We start from the raw sequence: 17,026 nt of genomic DNA, 5'->3' as shown, positions 1-17,026 counted from the left end.
GCTGAGTGTTTAAGCGTATTGCAATGACCATGCTGTGTGCTGCCAGTTTATCGGGCTGCGCAAGTTTTATTTCCGGCGGCACAGGCACTGCTCCAGTAGGGACAGAAAGCGGCGCGCGGTCTTTAGGGCAGGTTTTTATTGATTCCTCCATTGTCCGCACGGCGAAAATTAATTTATACAAACTGGATTCGCGCTTTAACCAGTCGCGCGTGAATATTGACAGCTTTCACGGCAATGTGCTGCTGACAGGCCAAGTGCCGGACGCGCATTTGAGGCAGCTGGCGGAAGACAATGTCAAAGCCATGAGCGATGTCAAAACCGTGCATAATTTCATTACGGTCGGCAATCAAATCAGCTACAGCACCATCATGCAGGACACGGCTGTCACGGCCAATACCCGCGGCCTGATTATGAAAGCGCCGGTGGTGTCGGACAGCAAAGTGAACATTCATACAGAAAACGGCGTGCTGTATGTGATGGGGCGCCTGAATACTGCAGAAATCGATGACTTGAATCAGCAGCTGCAGCAGGTCGGCAACGTGACCAAAATTATTACCTTAGTGGACAATATTGAGCAGAATCCGCAAGCTGCCCGCACGGCGGCCAGTGTTTCATCGCTGCCCTTGAATGCCGAACCGGATGTGAAAACGCCTGTCGCAATTGATCCGGATACAGCTGAACCGAGCAATGCATCTTAACTTGAAGGGCTGGAAAGACCAGCTGAAGCAGAAAGCTGAACTTGCGAAATTCCTGTACCGGAATTTCCGCATTTATGATTTCGGCAGCTACGCTTTAAACCGCCTGACGCCAAAGCAGGGCTATACGGTGCAGAAAAACGTGCCTTATGGCCTGAAAGCGCGCCACCGGCTGGACTTGTACCGCAGCAGCTCGCCGCGCCAGCAGCGCCCGCTGATTGTCTTTGTGCATGGCGGCGCATGGATGCACGGCGATAAAAAAGATTACAGCTTCATTGGCGAAGCTTTTGCCAAAGAAGGCTTTGATGTCGCCGTGATTAATTACCATCTGGCGCCTAAGCATATTTTTCCAAGCTATATTAATGATCTGAGCCTGGCGCTGAATTTCCTGAACCAGTCGCAGCTGAAACTGCAGATTGCGGCGGAAAATATTGTCCTGATGGGGCATTCGGCGGGGGCCTTCAATGTGATGTCGGCGCTGTACCATCCGCATCCGTACCAGTTGCAAAGCCGCGATAAAATCCGCGCGATTATCGGCTTGGCCGGGCCGTACCATTTTGATTACAAGGGCGATCCGCTCTGCGCCGATGCTTTTGATCAGAATATGCCTTATCAGCAGGTTATGCCGTATTATTTTGTTGAGCAGAACAGCATTAAGCATTATCTGTTTACGGCCGCCAATGACAACATTGTCGGGCACAGCAACAGTTCCGATTTTGACGCCAAGCTGAGGGAGCGGGGCAATTACAGCCAGCTGATTTCCGTGCCGCGCGTTGGGCACATTACCATGATTGGCTCGGTGTCGAGCTTATTCAGCCGCTTCTTTGCCACCAAAGCTGAAATTATGCGCGCGCTGGATGACGCCTTAAAATAAGGGGCGGGGGAAAGCCGGCTTAGAGCCAGGCTTGGGTATCATCCGCCACGGCGGCGCCGTGAACCGCATGCATAATCATGGCATGCGCAATGCTGCCTTTGAACGGAATTTCCGGCAGCTGATCAAATTTAAAGAAGGCCGCGTCGCTGATTTCTTCTGGCTGAAGGGCAATATCGCCCGAAGCGTATTCCGCTTTAAAGGCGATCATTAAATTGCTTGGGAACGGCCACGGCTGGCTGGCTAAGTACTGGATATTTTTCAGTTTTAGTCCAACTTCTTCCATGGTTTCGCGCCGCACGGCATCTTCCAGCGTTTCGCCGACTTCAATGAATCCGGCAATCAGGCCATACATGCTGCTGTTTTTGTTGCGGGCGCTTTTGGCCAGAAGAATTTCATCTTTGCCGCGGGTAATTACGGTGATGACGCAGGGATTGACGCGGGGGTACTGGTGATAGCCGCAGGCTGGGCAGACCATGGCGTATTCGCTGGCATGCGCTTCAGTCTGATGGCCGCAGTGGCTGCAGAATTTATGATTGCGCCGCCATTCCAGAAGCTGGATCGCGCGGCTGGCCTGCTCAAACTGCTGAACTGTCCACAGCTGCAGCAGCTGGCGGATCGGCACCAGCTGCAGGCCTGCGGGAATCGCTTCATCATCCAGCAGGTCGCGGGCAATCACTTGATCGCCCGCACTGATCAGCAGGTCGCCGGCCAGGCTTTCAACCCGCGGCAGCTGATAGTGTTCATCAACCAGCAGCTGCTGCTGTTTGAAGATATAGGCAAGCGACAGCGCACTCATCAGGCAGCCGATTTCAGCTTGCCGCTGCTGGCCAATGCGACTTTAAACATGGCATGCAGCACCGGCTGCCTGTTTTTTAAGTTGTCAATCAGCATGTCTGCGCTGGCCAAGGTATCCAGCACATTGTTGATGTCAGCTGCGCTCAATACGCCTGAAGATTCCAGACGTTCCTGCAGGAAATTTGCGGCTGCGTTCAGTGCGTCGAGGCCTGCTTCCGCATTTAAGAACAGCAATGCGCCGCCAATTTCACGCAGCTGCACCGGCACCGCTTCTAAAGGCGCTAAATCCTGATCTTTCACATACTGCACCAGCGTTTGGCTGGACAGGTCAATCAGTTTTTTAGTTTCGTTCAGCAGGGCTTCATGCGCTTCGTCCAGGCGGTCGAGTGAAATATTCATGTTGTTCACGCGCAGCTGCAGGCGGCTGGATGTGTGGTGGCGCTCCAGCACGCCAATCGAATTCATCGCAGACAGAATGCCGTTCATCAGCTGCTGCGCAAAGCTGTCATCTCTCAGAATTTCGCTTTGGCTCAGCGAGGCTGCCTGGCGCGCAAGGTCATTGTGCGCTTCATTCAGATTCAGCACTTTGAAAATATTCGCCAGCTGCAGCAGCTTGCCCTGCAGCTCCTGGGTTTTTTCCGGCGTCATATTCTGATAGTTGAACTCAATATCATTGCGGATTTGCGCCATTTCGGCGGTCACCAAATTGCTGATGGTGTGCATGGTATCGAAATCAGGGCCATACAGATGGCGGCTGAACACCTGCAGCTGGGTGTCGGTCAGCAGGTCGTCACCGATATTCAGCTTGCCGCGGATATGCTGCGAAACTTCGTCTTCCTGGCTGATGCACAGGCTCAGCACATTCGCCAAATCTGAAAGCGAGGCCTTGAAGCGCTCTGGCGCGCTGAAGTACTGTGCGATATTGCGCTCAATGCTGACCAGGGTGCGCAGCCGCGGCTCATTGATCAGCAGCTGGTCAATTTGATTGAAAGCGGCGAAAACCAGATTCCAGTACTGCTTGCTTGGGTGCTTTTCTGACAGCCCGCTCAAATAGGCGCCGGCCAGCTTAATGGCCTGCAGGTCCAGCCCGCTTTCTTCCTGCTTCAGCAGCTTGCTTAAGGAGAGCTTGTACAGGCGCTGCACATATTTGGATTTTTCCAGCGCCGGCGCCTGCGGCAGGTCAAAGTCCGGGGTGATGCAGTCCAGCAAAGCTTCAATATGCTGGCCTTCCGCGGTTACAGGTTTGCCTAAGGCTAATTCAAGGCGGTTCAGGGTATCCAGCAGGAACTGCGGAATTTTGACTTCGCGCAGGCAGATGAATTCCACATAGCGCTTCAGCATGGTGGTGCCTTCGCTGAGCGCTACGACATCGGTGGTGTTGATGACGGCAGGATTCCCCATGATCTTGCGCATCAGTTCCGCCGAATATTGGGCAATTTTCGCCAGGCTGGACATATCAATTAAAGCCAGCACTTGCGCGCACTGTTCAAATTGATTCAGCGCATCATCAATGCCGAAAGGCAGAGTTTGGTCTTCTACTAAGGTGCTGACTGCTGATTCGACTAACTTGATTGAGTTATCAACCTCATTTTTTATTATCAGCAATGCCGTCGGGTCAAAATGAATAGAGGTTTGGTAAGACATTTATCTGCACCTTTCCTAGGGTTTTATCTTGTTTATGAGCCGCCTGTGTGCAGGCGGGCCATCTTTTGTTTAACTATAGCCTAAGTATTCAGGGTTTAAATACAAAAAATAACAGTAAATTTAGATTTTATTTCACAAAAAGGCAAGGTGTGCCATGTTTTTCTGCAAATTCCTTGATCCAATTCTCATGTTGCTCCAGTTCTTCAGCGCTTGGCAGAATCAGCGGCAGGTCAATTTGCACCGCCTGTCTGGCAATTTTCCCTGACGCATCATTGGCATAGGTCAGGGCATCCATGTCAAAGGAAACCTGGCCGCCAGTCATCGCCAGATAAACATCTGACAGGATTTCAGCATCCAGCAGTGCGCCGTGGAAGGTCCGGTCACGCTGCGGAATTTCATAGCGCCGCACTAAAGCGTCCAGCGAGTTTTTCTGCCCCGGATGCTTGGCCTTGGCCATGGCTAAAGTATCCGTCACTGCGCAGACTTCCGACAGCGCAGGGAAGCCTGCGCGGCGGAATTCCATGTTCAGGAAGTTCATGTCAAAAGTAGCGTTATGCGCAATAATTTCGGCGCCTTTTAAATAGTCAAAAAGCGCACCGGCAATTTCCGCATATTCCGGCTTATCCTTTAAAAACTCATCGCTGATGCCGTGGATATTTTCAGATTCGCCGACGGGTTTTTTCGGGTTGATGTAAATATGGATGGAGCTGCCGGTCAGCTTGCGGTTGATCATCTCAATCGCGCCGACTTCAATGATGCGGTCAGTGTCCTGAAAATAGAAGCCGGTGGTTTCGGTATCCAGAATCAGCTGGCGCGGGCCCTGCATTTCCACCGTGGCCGGGGTAATCACAATCATTGGATGGATGGGCGCGCCGGAAGGCTGCTGCAGCGCGGCGCTTTCATCGGCTGCCGGCGCATCGGCCTGAACGCTTTCAGCTTCGGATGTTTCCAATGTTTCTTCAGCCTCTAATTCATCTTCTTCGGCATCGGCCAGATCCAGGCCGAAGGGATCATTCAGCAGCCAGTCAGCTTCCGCTTTTTTTTTAGGCGCTTCATCCGTGCCGCTTTTAATTTTCGCCAGCATTTCGTCAGCGCCCTGATTGGCCAGCTGATCGGCCATTTCATTGCCGGCGTGGCCGGCATGGCCTTTAATCCAGTGCCATGCAATGTCGCGGCCCTGGCAGGCGGCATCCAGCTTTTTCCACAGGTCCGGGTTTTTGACGTCTTTCCAGTTTTTCTTTTTCCAGCCGTGAATCCACTCGGTAATGCCTTGCTTGACATATTTGGAGTCCGTCCAAATTTCCAGCTTGGCGTCCGCAGGGCAAAACAGCACGCCTTCAATGGCTGCCGTCAGCTCCATGCGGTTATTGGTGGTTTCGGCTTCGCCGCCGCAGAGCTTGTGCTCCGCGGATTCTGTAATGACATATGCCCCCCAACCGCCTAAACCTGGATTGCCGCGACATGCGCCATCAACGTAAAGCGTGATTGTTTGAGACATAAATCTGAATCCGGATATGAAAGCTGAAATTAGAGGGGTATTGTATAGCGCAATTGGAATTGCGGAAGCGATATCATCACGTTTTTTTAATTTCTTGTAACATTTATAGCGGAATCGCGTTAAATTAACGCCTTGTGTCTGCCTCCCGCTTCACTACAATGGCATATCTAAAAAATAAACTTTATACGAGTTGTTTGGATTTTTTTATGTATAAATCAACCATGATCCGGTGTCAGCCCGCTCTGCCTGCATTATTCAAAATTACAGTACTGGGCTCAGCGTTAGCCGCTTTAGGCTTGACAGGCTGTTCATCATCTTCCAGCGCAACACAGGCCTCGAAGTCGAAAATGGTTGGTTCATCGGGCTATTTGGACGCCAGCAGCCTGGATGGCCTGGAAGACCTGCTTTCCGCCACCGATATGCGCGCGGTAGAGGGTGACCGCCTGCAGGTTTTAAAGCACGGCGATGTCTGGAAGCGCATGACGGTAGGTTTCAAAATGGATTTAAACCATTGGGATACCCGCATTGAGGCGCAGCGCGGCTGGTTCGCTTCGCGCCAGCCTTACATAGACCGCTTAAGCGCGCGCGCGTCGCGCTATCTGTACCACACGGTGAAAGAGGCGGAGCGCCGCGGCATGCCGACCGAGCTGGCGCTGCTGCCTGTCATTGAAAGCTCCTATGATCCGGCAGCGACTTCCAGCGCCGCCGCCGCCGGCTTATGGCAGTTTATTCCCAGCACCGGCCGCATTTACGGCTTAAAGCAGACCGATATGTATGATGGGCGTCGTGACGTGGTTGAATCGACCCGCGCCGCCTATGAGTTTTTAGGCAGCTTATATAATCAGTTCGGTTCCTGGGAGCTGGCTCTGGCATCCTACAATGCAGGCCCCGGCCGCATTCAGCAGGCGATTAACCGCAATAAGGCTGCCGGCCTGCCAACGGATTACTGGTCGCTGAAACTGCCGCAGGAAACCATGAACTACGTGCCGCGCTTCCTGGCGGTTGCGCAAATTGTTAAAAATCCGGGCGAATACGGCGTAAGCCTGCCTCCTATCGCTAACCGCCCGCACTTCAGGGAAGTGGTGGTGGGGCCTGCAAATCTGAATGAAGTTTCTTCGCTCACCGGCTTAAGCCGCGCCGAGCTTTATGCGCTGAACCCCGGCCACCGCAGTGAAATTATTGATACTGCCAGCCCGATGAAAATCCTGATCCCTGCAGACATCAGCCCGTCTGTAGACGGAAAGCTGAAAAAAATGCAGTCCAGTTCAGGCGGTTACTGGGCTGGCGGCTTCAGCCAAGACTTGCCGAAGAATAATGCCGTGATTGCGCCATCGCGCGAAGCGCCGCCGGATTTGAATTCGAAAGTGATTGTGCCATCTGCATCTGCGCCGCCTTTGATTGCTTCGGCAGCGAAACCGGCTGCGGCGCAGCCTGCCGTGAGCGCTGCCTTTGGCCGGCCGCAGACGAAAACGCCGCAAGGCTCGTCAGCATTGGCTGCTTTTGCATCCAGCATCGATATTCCCAGCGCGCCGCGCATTCCTGTAGCGGTAACGCCTGCTGCACCGGTGAAGTCGGTGTCCGCAGAACCGCCGCTTTCCGCCAAAGAGCGTGAGCAGATTATGGCTGCCATTCAGGCCGAAGGCGAAACAAAAACGGTGGATGAAGTGCTGAAGCCTATCGCCACTAAGGCGGAACAGGATGAGGTTGTGCAGGAGCTGAAAGCGCTGGCGCCGAAAGGCACGGAAATTGTTGATCCTTATGATGGCAAAATTAAGCTGACGGCAATCCAAACCAGCCAGTCGGTGGCGGAGCAGCAGGGCAAGGAGCTGACCAAGGGCTTTGCCTACCCTAAAGGCGTGGCGGAAAATACGCGCCCTGATTCAGACGAAGCGAAGCGCAATCTGGATAAAAACTACATTAAAACCGATTCCGAAGTGGTGGTGGTGGCGCCTAAAGGCAAGCGCAGTACCTATACGGTTCAGCCCGGCGATACCTTGGCCGTTATTGCGATGAAAAATGGCGTGAACTGGCGCGATGTGGCGAAATGGAACCAGATGGATGCGGCCTCGACTCTATATGTCGGCACGGTGATCTATCTGTATGACGCCAAGCCTGCAGCGGCGCCGGAACAGTCCAAGGCCAAAGCTCAGCCGGAAAGCTATGTGGTGAAGGCCAATGACAGCCTGTCCGGGGTGGCCGGCCAGTTTGGCTTATCGGTGAAGCAGCTGGCGGATTACAATAATCTGAATGCCAGCAGCGTCCTGCTGGTCGGGCAAAAGCTGTCACTGAAAGAAACCCCGGCCTCTAAGGCGAAACTGGAAGCGGACAGCAAAAAGGCCGAAGCGGAGAAAAAAGCGCAGAAAGTGCCGACGAAGACTTATGCCGTTAAGCGCGGTGAATACATGAAGCTGATTGCGGACCGCTATGCCTTGTCAAATCAGGAGCTGGCGGATTTAACCGCTGGCCTGACGCCGTCCAGCAGCCTGCTGGTCGGGCAGAAAATCAATGTGCCTTTAAATGAAGTCAATGGCGCAGCGGCTTCATCCAGCGCCAAAGCGGATGAAAAAACGCCTGCTTCCAGCGTGAAGTCTGAGGCTAAAGCTGAGGCCAGCTATAAAACCGAAAGCTATGCGGTGCAGCGCGGCGACACGCTGTACAGCATTGCTTCGCAGGCGAAAATCGCCATGAGTGAGCTGGCGGAATTAAATAAAATTTCCGCCAGCAGCGGCCTGCTTGTGGGCCAGACTTTAAAAATCCCAGCCGGCGCAATTGTTCCGGACCAGTATACGGTGCAGTCCGGCGACACCTTATCCGGAATTGCGGGGCGCTATAATCTGGGTATGGACTACATTGCCAATGTCAATGGGCTTAAGCGCAATGCGGGCCTGCGCGCGGGGCAGCGCCTGAAATTGACCGGCGATGTTCCTGAAGCTAAGGCGGAGGCGAAAACTGCGGCTAAGGCTGACAGCCGCAGCAGCGCGGGTCTGGTCAAGGACAGCCACGTCGTGAAATCCGGCGAAACCCTGAGCGCGGTTGCGCAGAAATATAATCTGCAGCTGAACTATTTGGCAGAGCTGAATAATTTAAGCCGCAGCAGCGCAGTGCGGGCAGGCCAGCGCTTAAAGCTGACAGGCGATGTGCCGGACGCGCCGGCGCCGGAACAGCCCAAGGCCAGCAGCAAAGCGGCTGCATCAGCCCTGCGCAATGCCGGCAGCACAGAAAGCTATACGGTGAAATCCGGCGAATCGCTGAATTTAATTGCAGGCAAGGCCGGCATCAGCGCAGCTGAACTGGCGGAAATGAACGGTTTAAGCCCGCGCGTAGGCGTGCGCGTCGGCCAGAAAATTGCCATTCCAAAGACCATCAGTGAATACCGCATTAAGCGCGGCGATACTTTAATCGGCTTAGCCAGCCGCTACGGCATGGAAAGCAATGCCTTGGCGGAAATGAATGACTTGAAGCCTTCTGCGCAATTGCGGATTGGCGATGTCATTAAAGTGCCGAATTAAAGCCTGCGCGGCACACGGAGCAGCAAGCCTATGCAGTCCGCAGTAAAGCGCCTGATTTTCGCCGGCGGGGCAGCGGTTTTGGCGCAGGGCGCATGGGCTGCGCTGCAAACCACGCCTTTTATTGCCGTGCACAGCGCGCCGCTGTATGCGGGGCTTTCCGCCATGCCGTATGCCAATCCGGCTGCGCCCAAGGGCGGCTATTTAAGCACCTCCGGCAATGGCACCTTCGACAATCTGAACAGCATGAACGGCAAGGGCAGCGCGGCGGACGGGGTGAATTACCTGTTTGACAGCCTGATGAGCAGCTCTTTGGATGAGCCGGGGGTGATGTACCCGCTGCTGGCGGAAAAAGCCACCTTTGATCCGAAGAAAACCGCCTATGTGATTTTCCATCTGAATCCTAAAGCCAAGTTCAGTGACGGCTCGCCGCTTACGGCAGCTGATGTGAAATACAGCTTTGACGCCTTTCAGAGCAAGTCCAATCCGGGCCTGCAGATGTATCTGGCGGATTTGGACAAAACTGAAGTGCTGTCCAGGCATCAGGTTAAAATGAGCTTTAAATCGGACAATAATGCCGAAATGCCGCTGATTTTGGCGCAGATGCCGATCTATTCCAAAAAAGACTGGAGCAGCAAGGATTTCAGCCGCGTGACCCTGCAGCCGATTTTAGGCTCCGGGCCGTATTTGATTGACCGCATTGATGCGGGGCGCAGCGTCAGCTATAAGCGCAATCCGGATTACTGGGGCAAAGACCTGCCGGTGAATAAGGGGCGCTATAATTTTGACCGGCTGAAATATGTGTATTACCGCAGCCTCGACATCGCTTTTGAAGGCTTTAAGTCCGGGCAGTATACCCTGCATGAAGAATTGACTGCGCGCAAATGGGTGACGGAATATCATTTTCCGGCAGTCAAAGCTGGCATGGTGGTGAAGTACCGCTTCCAGCATTACAACCCGATTGCCACCCAGAGCTATGTGTTCAATACCCGCCGTGCGCCGTTTCAGGACATCCGCCTGCGCCAGGCGCTGACCTACGCCTATGATTTTGAGTGGCAGAACAAGGCGCTGTTTTATGGCCAGTACCGGCGCCTGCAGAGCTTTTTTTCCAACAGCGAACTGGAAGCCAAAGGCCTGCCGTCGGCAGCGGAATTGGCGGTGCTGAAGCCGCAGCTGGCAAAGCTCGACCCGGTGCAGCGCGCCGGCGTGCTCAAAGACTGGAAGTATTCGGTATCTGACGGCAGTGGCTTTAACCGTAGCAATCTGCTGATTGCGCGCCAGCTGCTGCTGAATGCCGGCTATAAATTTAAAGACGGCCGGCTGCTGGACAAATCCGGCAAGCCGATTGAAATTGAATTCCTGATTCATCAGGATGGCCTGCAGCGCACCTTGATGCCTTTTGTGCGCAACTTGAAGCGCTTGGGCATTCAGGTGCATATCCGCCAGGTGGATGTGCCGCAGTACATAGAGCGCATGCGCACCAAGGACTTTGACATGACCACCGATGCCATGCCGCAGTCCCTCAGCCCGGGCAATGAGCAGGCGCAGTTCTGGGGCAGCGCCTCGGCGGATCAGCCCGGAAATTACAATTATGCCGGCATTAAAAACACCGCGATTGATGCGGTGGTGCAGCAGCTGATCCGCGCGCCTGACCGCGCCAGTTTAGTAACCCGCACCCGGGCCCTGGACCGCCTGCTGCGCGCCGGCTATTATCAGATTCCAACTTACGGCAAAGGCGAAAACTGGCTAGCGTACTGGAATATGTACCGGCAGCCGGCAGTCAAGCCCAAGCTTTCGACCGGTGTTGACTACTGGTGGAGTGATGCCGCGCAGGCCCAAAAAGTGGCGCATTATTTGCGCAAGCAATAAGCCCTAAGCATAAGGATAATCAATGATGGGCACATATATTTTAAAAAGGCTGCTGCTGATTATTCCCACCTTGCTGGTGATTTTGCTGATTAATTTTGCGGTCATTCAGATTGCGCCGGGCGGGCCGGTGGAGCAGGCGATTCAGCGGGCCGAAGCATTTCAGGGCATCGGCGCAGCCGGAGGCGCGGAAACGGCGCAGAACAGCAGCCAGTACCAGGGCGCCAAAGGCCTAAGCGAAGACATGGTGAAAAAAATTGAAGCCCAGTACGGTTTTGACCAGCCTGCGCCGGAGCGCTTTTGGCAAATGCTGAAAGGCTATGCCCGTTTTGATTTTGGCGTCAGTTTCTTTAAAGACAAGCCGGTCACCCAGCTGCTGCGGGAAAAGCTGCCGGTTTCGCTGTCCTTGGGCTTATGGAGCACTGTGCTGATTTATCTGGTGTCTATACCGCTCGGCATTAAAAAAGCCCGCCAGCATGGCCTGCTGTTTGATAAGGCGACTTCATTGCTGCTGGCGGTGGGCTATGCCATTCCGGCCTTTGCTTTTGCAATTCTGCTGATCGTATTCTTTGCCGGCGGCTCTTATTTTCAATGGTTTCCGCTGCAGGGCCTGGTGTCGGAAAATTTTTCCGAGCTGAGCCTCTGGGGCAAGATTGCCGACTATTTCTGGCATATGGCGCTGCCGCTGCTGGCGATGATTATCGGCGGTTTTGCCGGCCTGACGTATTTAACCAAATATTCCTTTATGGAAGAGCTGAATAAGCAGTACGTGCTGGCTGCCCGCTCCAAAGGCTTAACAGAATCGCGCGTGCTGTATGGGCATGTATTCCGCAATGCCATGCTGATCGTGATTGCCGGCCTGCCGGAAGCGCTGATCGGGATCTTTTTTGTCGGCAATTTATTCATTGAAATTATTTTCAACCTGGACGGGCTGGGCCTGCTGGGCTTTGAAGCGATTGTGCAGCGCGACTATCCGGTGATTTTCGGCACGCTGTTTATCTTCACCCTGCTGGGGCTGATTCTGCGCCTAATCAGCGATGTGCTGTATCAGGTGATTGATCCGCGGATTAATTTTGACTCGCGGGGGGCGGAATAATGTCTCCGATCATGCGGGCGCGGCTGCGGCGCTTTAAGGACAATAAACTCGGCTTCGGCTGCTTTATTTTGTTTGCGGTTATTTTCGCGCTGTCTTTGGGGGCGGAGCTGATCGCCAATGATAAGCCGCTGCTGGTGAAGTACGGCGGCAGCCTGTATGTGCCGGTGCTGAAAGCCTATCCGGAAACGGCTTTTGGCGGCGTATTTGAAACGGAAGCGGACTATAAAGATCCCGCGGTGCAGCAGCTGATTGCTGAAAAGGGCTGGGCTGTTTGGCCGCTCATCGAATATTCCTTTCAAACTCCGAATTTGGACCTTGCTGTACCGGTGCCGTCTGCCCCAACGCAGCAGAACTGGCTGGGCACGGATGATCAGGGCCGCGATGTGCTGGCGCGCATCCTCTACGGCCTGCGGGTGTCGCTGCTGTTCGGTTTCGCTTTGACGCTGGCTTCGGCCGTGCTGGGGATTATGCTGGGCGCGGTTCAAGGCTATTACGGCGGCTGGATTGATTTAATCGGCCAGCGCATTCTGGAAGTGTGGGGCGGCCTGCCGATGCTGTTCATGGTGATGATTCTAGTCAGCATGTTCAGCCCAAGCGTGTACTGGCTGTTTGCAATTATGCTGCTGTTCGGCTGGCCTGCGCTGGTGGGCTTGGTGCGGGCGGAGTTTTTGCGCGCGCGCAATTTTGACTATGTGCGGGCGGCGCGCAGCCTGGGCGTGACTGACCGGACAATTATGTTCCGGCATATCCTGCCGAATGCCATGAGCTCCAGCCTGTCGCAGCTGCCGTTCATGCTGACCGCGAATATTACCGCCTTAACGGCGCTGGATTTTCTAGGCTACGGCCTGCCGCCTGATGCGGCTTCTCTGGGCGAGCTGCTGCTGCAGGGCAAGAATAATTTAAATGCGCCGTGGCTGGCCTTATCCGGATTTTTTACTTTAGCCATTGTATTGTCTTTATTGATTTACATTGGGGAGGCGGCGCGCGATGCATTCGATCCAAGACAGCACTAAGATGCCGGCCGGGCAGGCCATGCTGTGCGTTAGCCAGCTGCATATTCAGCACGGCGCGCAGGCGCTGGTGCAGGATTTAAGCTTTGAGCTGCATGCCGGGCAGACGCTGGCGCTGGTGGGCGAGAGCGGTTCCGGAAAATCCATCAGCAGTTTGGCGCTGCTGGGCCTGCTGCCGGAAAATCTGCAGGTTTCAGGCCAGGCCCTGCTGCAGGGCCGGAATCTGCTGGCGCTGAGCCAGGAACAGTACCGGCAAGTCCGCGGCCATAAAATCGCGATGATTTTTCAGGAGCCGATGACCGCGCTGAATCCCCTGCACCGGGTGGAAAAAATTATTGGCGAAACCCTGCTGCTGCAGGGCTGGCCTAAGGCCAAAACCCGTGAGCGGGTGGTGCAGCTGCTGCAGGATGTCGGCATTGCTGAGCCGCAGGACAAGCTGCGGCGCTATCCGCATGAGCTGTCCGGCGGCCAGCGCCAGCGCGTGATGATCGCCATGGCTTTGGCGCTGGAGCCGGAAATTTTAATTGCCGATGAACCGACCACGGCGCTGGATGTCACGCTGCAGGCGCAGATTCTCAGCCTGCTGAAATCGCTGCAGCGCAGCCGCAATATGGCGGTGATTCTGATCAGCCATGACTTGAATCTGGTGCGCCGCTACGCTGATCAGGTCATTGTCATGAATAAAGGCCTGGTGGAAGAACAGGGCCAGGCTGCGCAGATTTTCAATGCGCCGGCGCAGGCTTATACCCGCAATCTGCTGAATCAGGATTTTGGCCAAGCCTTGGCGGTGCCTGAACAGGGCGTGCTGCTGCAGCTGACGCAATTGGGGGTGAAATTTCCGATCAAGCAGGGCCTGCTGAACCGGGTCAAAGGCTATTTTACCGCCGTGGAGCCTTTGGATTTATCTGTAGGGCAAGGCCAGTCGGTCGGCATTGTCGGCGAAAGCGGCTCTGGCAAAACTTCGCTGGCTTTGGCGGTGGCGCGCTTAATTGAAAGCGATGGCCGGATTGTGCTGCAGGGGCGGGATTTAAATGCGCTGAAGGAAAAGCAGCTGCGCCCTTTGCGCAGCGCTTTCCAGATGGTGTTTCAAGACCCGTTCAGCAGCCTGAATCCGCGTCTGAATGTAGAGCAGGCCATTGGCGAAGGGCTGGAAATGCAGAAGCTTTCGCCTGCTGAAATTCAGGCCAGAATTGATGAAGCCCTGCAGAAAGTGGAATTGCCGGCATCTTTCAGGCTGCGCTATCCGCATGAGCTGTCCGGCGGCCAGCGCCAGCGCGTGGCTTTGGCGCGGGCTTTGGTGCTGCATCCCAAACTGCTGATTCTGGATGAGCCGACTTCAGCCTTGGACCGCAGCACGCAGCGCGCAATTGTCAAGCTGCTGCGCGATCTGCAGCAGGAATACCGGATGAGCTACATCTTCATCAGCCATGATTTGCAGGTGGTGAGGGCGCTGTGCCAAAAAGTGCTGGTGCTGCGCCATGCCAAAGTCATGGAGTTTCAGTCTACGGAAGCGCTGTTTGCACATCCGCAAACTGAATATACCCGCAGGCTGATTGAAGCCAGCCAGTATTAAGCCTTGGGCTGCAAAGCGGCTGTTTTGACAAGGATAATTGTCATAATGCGCTTGACGGCCATAATAATCCCTTTAGAGTGACAGCTCTAAAGCAATAAAAATGGATGCTTATCATGAGCCACCTGGCCGAACCGATTCAAATCCGCAGCACCCTGTTTAAAAACCGCATTATCAAAGGCGCAATGAGCGAGGCCTTGGCCAATCCTGCAGGGCAGCCGAATCACCTGCATTTTGGCTTATATCAGGCCTGGGCCCAAGGCGGCTTGGGCTGCGCCATCAGCGGCAATGTCATGGTGGATATCCGCGCCAAGAATGAGCCGGGTGTCGTGGCTATTGAGTCAGAGCGCGATTTGGCGCTGCTGCGGCAGTGGGCGGAAATCGGCAAGAAGCACGGCATGGCGCAGCTGATTCAGCTGTCGCATCCGGGCCGGCAGTGCCCGAAAGGCCTGAATAGGGAAACCGTTGCGCCTTCGGCGGTGCCGTTCAGCCCGATGCTGGCGACCACTTTCGGCACCCCGCGTGAACTGCGTGAAGATGAGATTCTGGACATTATTCAGCGCTTTGCCAATGCTGCGCGCATTTGCGAAAAGGCTGGCTTTGAGGGCGTGCAGCTGCACGGCGCGCATGGCTATTTAATCAGCCAGTTTTTATCGCCGCTGACCAATAAGCGCGGCGACCAGTGGGGCGGTTCAGTTGAAAACCGCATGCGTTTTCTGCTGGAAGCCTATACGGCGGTGCGGGCGGCCACATCGGACAGTTTTATTATTTCGGTTAAGCTGAATTCGGCGGATTTTCAGCGCGGCGGCATCAGCGAGGAAGATGTCGTTGCGGTATTTAAAGCCATTGACGCTGCCGGCATTGACCTGATTGAAGTGTCCGGCGGCACCTATGAAGCGCCGGCGATGGCGGGCGCCAAAGAAGGCAGGCGCAAAGCCAGCACCATTGCGCGCGAAGCGTATTTTCTGGATTTCGCCGCCATGATCCGCAAGGAAGTCAGCTGCCGCCTGATGGTGACGGGCGGTTTCCGCACCGCAGCCGGCATGAATGCTGCTTTAGACAGCGGCGCCTGCGATTTTATCGGCATTGCGCGGCCGTTTGCGGTGGAAATTGATTTGGCCAAGCGCCTGCTTGCCGGACAGGATGTGCGCTACGGCGTAGATAAAATTAAAACCGGCATTCCAATGGTCGATAAAATGGCGATCATGGAAATCATCTGGTACGCGGCGCAGTTCAAGGCGATAGGCGAAGGCCGGCAGCCGAACCCGCGCTTATCGCCGCTGAAAGTGTTCTTTAAATACCTCAAAGGCAATTTAACTGCAGTGATCAAAGGCCGGGTCAATTCGCGCAAATCGGCCTGATGCAGACCGGTTCACCATGCCTTAGCCCAGTACTGCTTGAATTGGGCATCAGACCACTGGCCTTTCAGCAAGGCCTGCTGGAAGGCGGGCCGGCTTTCAATCTGCGCTAAATAATGCCGGCAATGCGGATACTGCATAAACTCAGGATGCGCCGCTGCGCAGGCCTGCAGCGGAAACCACACTAAAATATCTGCAATGCTGAAGCCGCTGCCGGCCAGCCACGCATGCTTAGACAGATGCTGCTCAATGCAGTTCAGCTGCTCTGCAATCGCCTGATTTAAATAGCCTAAGCTGAAGCCCTGCTTGAAGCACCAGCTGACCGGGCGCAGGAGTAAGGGCGTGCGCTGCGCAATTTGCGCAAAAATCTGCTTTAAGGCCAAATTCGGCATAAAGCTGGCATCGGCAAAGTTTTTCCAGAAGCTGAACTGCAGCTGCTGTTCCAGCGCTGAATCTGCCATGGGAGCTTTGTGCAGATGCAGATGCGGCTGCAGAAATTCTGCAATCGCGCTGCTTTCAGACAGCACAAACTGCTGCTGATCCGCCTGAATCAGCAGTGTGGGGAACTTGGCGGATGCGCTGTGCTGCTTCAGCTGCTGCATGCCGGCATTCGGCGGATTCTGCCTGCAGACAATTAACTCATAGCTCAGCTGGTATTCTTCCAGCAGCCACAGAATGCGCTGGGAGCGTGAAGTGGCTAAGTGATATAAAGTCAGTTTCATATTTATAGTTTTAATCGGCTCAGTAAAAATGCGCTTGAAGCAATATGCCCAGCATAATCAGGAACACATCATTTGAAAAGTGGCCTAAGCGCCTGCTCTCTTGGATTTTGGCGCCTGCACTGCCTGATTTTTCCTTGAAAAGCTTAAACGCCTTTGCGCAGGCAAGGCTCTGCTTTGGAAAGGCCCGCATATCCGAAATTTATTTTATTCAATGATGGGGCAGCAGTGGTTTAAGCCTCTAAACATTTTGCTTTTTTATATTTGCCAGACAGGCTGCGAAAACAGCGGAAATAAAAAAGCCCAAGTCATGATGCTTGGGCTTTTTTATGAGATTGGATATCTCGAATATGGCGTCCCTACGGGGATTCGAACCCCGGTTACCGCCGTGAAAG

13 protein-coding genes are annotated in these 17,026 nt (G+C 54.4%); 9 read left to right on the top strand and 4 right to left on the bottom strand.

Annotated elements, in window-relative coordinates; all coding sequences use genetic code 11:
- Positions 1-5 precede the first annotated feature (5 nt).
- Positions 6-698 (top strand): BON domain-containing protein, encoded by a 693-nt coding sequence (locus RSA72_RS05215; protein ID WP_332632835.1) that lies wholly within the window; start codon positions 6-8, stop codon positions 696-698.
- A complete protein-coding gene (locus tag RSA72_RS05210) occupies positions 688-1,569 on the top strand; it encodes an alpha/beta hydrolase (protein WP_332622283.1) in 882 nt (293 codons plus the stop codon). The genes RSA72_RS05215 and RSA72_RS05210 overlap by 11 nt, the downstream gene beginning before the upstream one ends.
- 19 nt (positions 1,570-1,588) lie before the next feature.
- On the opposite strand, the gene nudC is transcribed toward RSA72_RS05210, so the two are convergent.
- From nudC to dnaQ, 3 genes are all read right to left on the bottom strand, one after another.
- Positions 1,589-2,365 carry an NAD(+) diphosphatase gene (gene nudC, locus RSA72_RS05205; protein ID WP_332622284.1) on the bottom strand — a complete coding sequence of 259 codons (777 nt, stop codon included), beginning with the start codon at positions 2,363-2,365 and terminating at the stop codon, positions 1,589-1,591.
- Entirely contained in the window at positions 2,365-4,008 is a 1,644-nt protein-coding gene (locus RSA72_RS05200) for a chemotaxis protein (RefSeq protein WP_332622285.1), read from the bottom strand. The genes nudC and RSA72_RS05200 overlap by 1 nt, the downstream gene beginning before the upstream one ends.
- 127 nt (positions 4,009-4,135) lie before the next feature.
- On the bottom strand, positions 4,136-5,506 hold the full coding sequence (gene dnaQ, locus RSA72_RS05195) for a DNA polymerase III subunit epsilon (protein WP_332622286.1): 1,371 nt from the start codon (positions 5,504-5,506) through the stop codon (positions 4,136-4,138).
- Between the two features lie 206 nt (positions 5,507-5,712).
- On the opposite strand from dnaQ, the gene RSA72_RS05190 reads away from it, so the two are divergent.
- The 6 genes from RSA72_RS05190 (at position 5,713) to RSA72_RS05165 (ending at position 15,915) form a co-directional block, all read left to right on the top strand.
- Positions 5,713-9,015 carry a lytic transglycosylase gene (locus RSA72_RS05190; protein WP_332622287.1) on the top strand — a complete coding sequence of 1,101 codons (3,303 nt, stop codon included), beginning with the start codon at positions 5,713-5,715 and terminating at the stop codon, positions 9,013-9,015.
- Between the two features lie 30 nt (positions 9,016-9,045).
- Complete coding sequence (locus RSA72_RS05185) at positions 9,046-10,881, top strand: extracellular solute-binding protein (protein ID WP_332622289.1); 1,836 nt, start codon at positions 9,046-9,048, stop codon at positions 10,879-10,881.
- 25 nt (positions 10,882-10,906) lie between these two features.
- Positions 10,907-11,974, top strand: coding sequence for a microcin C ABC transporter permease YejB (locus RSA72_RS05180; RefSeq protein WP_332622295.1), 1,068 nt, complete (start codon positions 10,907-10,909; stop codon positions 11,972-11,974).
- Positions 11,974-12,987, top strand: coding sequence for an ABC transporter permease (locus RSA72_RS05175; RefSeq protein ID WP_332622290.1), 1,014 nt, complete (start codon positions 11,974-11,976; stop codon positions 12,985-12,987). Before RSA72_RS05180 ends, RSA72_RS05175 begins: the two co-directional genes overlap by 1 nt.
- The gene (locus RSA72_RS05170; RefSeq protein ID WP_332622291.1) at positions 12,962-14,557 is read left to right on the top strand and encodes an ABC transporter ATP-binding protein; all 1,596 of its coding nucleotides are present in this window, start codon (positions 12,962-12,964) and stop codon (positions 14,555-14,557) included. Before RSA72_RS05175 ends, RSA72_RS05170 begins: the two co-directional genes overlap by 26 nt.
- A gap of 113 nt (positions 14,558-14,670) precedes the next feature.
- Complete coding sequence (locus RSA72_RS05165) at positions 14,671-15,915, top strand: NADH:flavin oxidoreductase/NADH oxidase family protein (RefSeq protein WP_332632833.1); 1,245 nt, start codon at positions 14,671-14,673, stop codon at positions 15,913-15,915.
- Between the two features lie 11 nt (positions 15,916-15,926).
- On the opposite strand, the gene RSA72_RS05160 is transcribed toward RSA72_RS05165, so the two are convergent.
- Positions 15,927-16,634, bottom strand: coding sequence for a glutathione S-transferase C-terminal domain-containing protein (locus tag RSA72_RS05160; protein WP_332622293.1), 708 nt, complete (start codon positions 16,632-16,634; stop codon positions 15,927-15,929).
- A gap of 211 nt (positions 16,635-16,845) precedes the next feature.
- On the opposite strand from RSA72_RS05160, the gene RSA72_RS05155 reads away from it, so the two are divergent.
- Positions 16,846-17,026: hypothetical protein (locus RSA72_RS05155; RefSeq protein WP_332622294.1), on the top strand; the 181-nt coding region annotated here is incomplete at its 3' end.

Origin of the sequence: Acinetobacter sp., assembly GCF_036659555.1 — a bacterium.
Classification (GTDB): domain Bacteria; phylum Pseudomonadota; class Gammaproteobacteria; order Pseudomonadales; family Moraxellaceae; genus Acinetobacter.
The sequence above is the reverse complement of the archived record's forward strand: the minus strand, read 5'-3'. Positions and strand labels throughout refer to the sequence as shown.

Bases quoted from the DNA above. Each gene is read 5' to 3' on its own strand.
- RSA72_RS05210 (WP_332622283.1), top strand. From the start codon at position 688: ATGCATCTTAACTTGAAGGGCTGGAAAGACCAGCTGAAGCAGAAAGCT.
- nudC (WP_332622284.1), bottom strand. From the start codon at position 2,365: ATGAGTGCGCTGTCGCTTGCCTATATCTTCAAACAGCAGCAGCTGCTG.
- RSA72_RS05200 (WP_332622285.1), bottom strand. From the start codon at position 4,008: ATGTCTTACCAAACCTCTATTCATTTTGACCCGACGGCATTGCTGATA.
- dnaQ (WP_332622286.1), bottom strand. From the start codon at position 5,506: ATGTCTCAAACAATCACGCTTTACGTTGATGGCGCATGTCGCGGCAAT.
- RSA72_RS05190 (WP_332622287.1), top strand. From the start codon at position 5,713: ATGTATAAATCAACCATGATCCGGTGTCAGCCCGCTCTGCCTGCATTA.
- RSA72_RS05185 (WP_332622289.1), top strand. From the start codon at position 9,046: ATGCAGTCCGCAGTAAAGCGCCTGATTTTCGCCGGCGGGGCAGCGGTT.
- RSA72_RS05180 (WP_332622295.1), top strand. From the start codon at position 10,907: ATGGGCACATATATTTTAAAAAGGCTGCTGCTGATTATTCCCACCTTG.
- RSA72_RS05175 (WP_332622290.1), top strand. From the start codon at position 11,974: ATGTCTCCGATCATGCGGGCGCGGCTGCGGCGCTTTAAGGACAATAAA.
- RSA72_RS05170 (WP_332622291.1), top strand. From the start codon at position 12,962: ATGCATTCGATCCAAGACAGCACTAAGATGCCGGCCGGGCAGGCCATG.
- RSA72_RS05165 (WP_332632833.1), top strand. From the start codon at position 14,671: ATGAGCCACCTGGCCGAACCGATTCAAATCCGCAGCACCCTGTTTAAA.
- RSA72_RS05160 (WP_332622293.1), bottom strand. From the start codon at position 16,634: ATGAAACTGACTTTATATCACTTAGCCACTTCACGCTCCCAGCGCATT.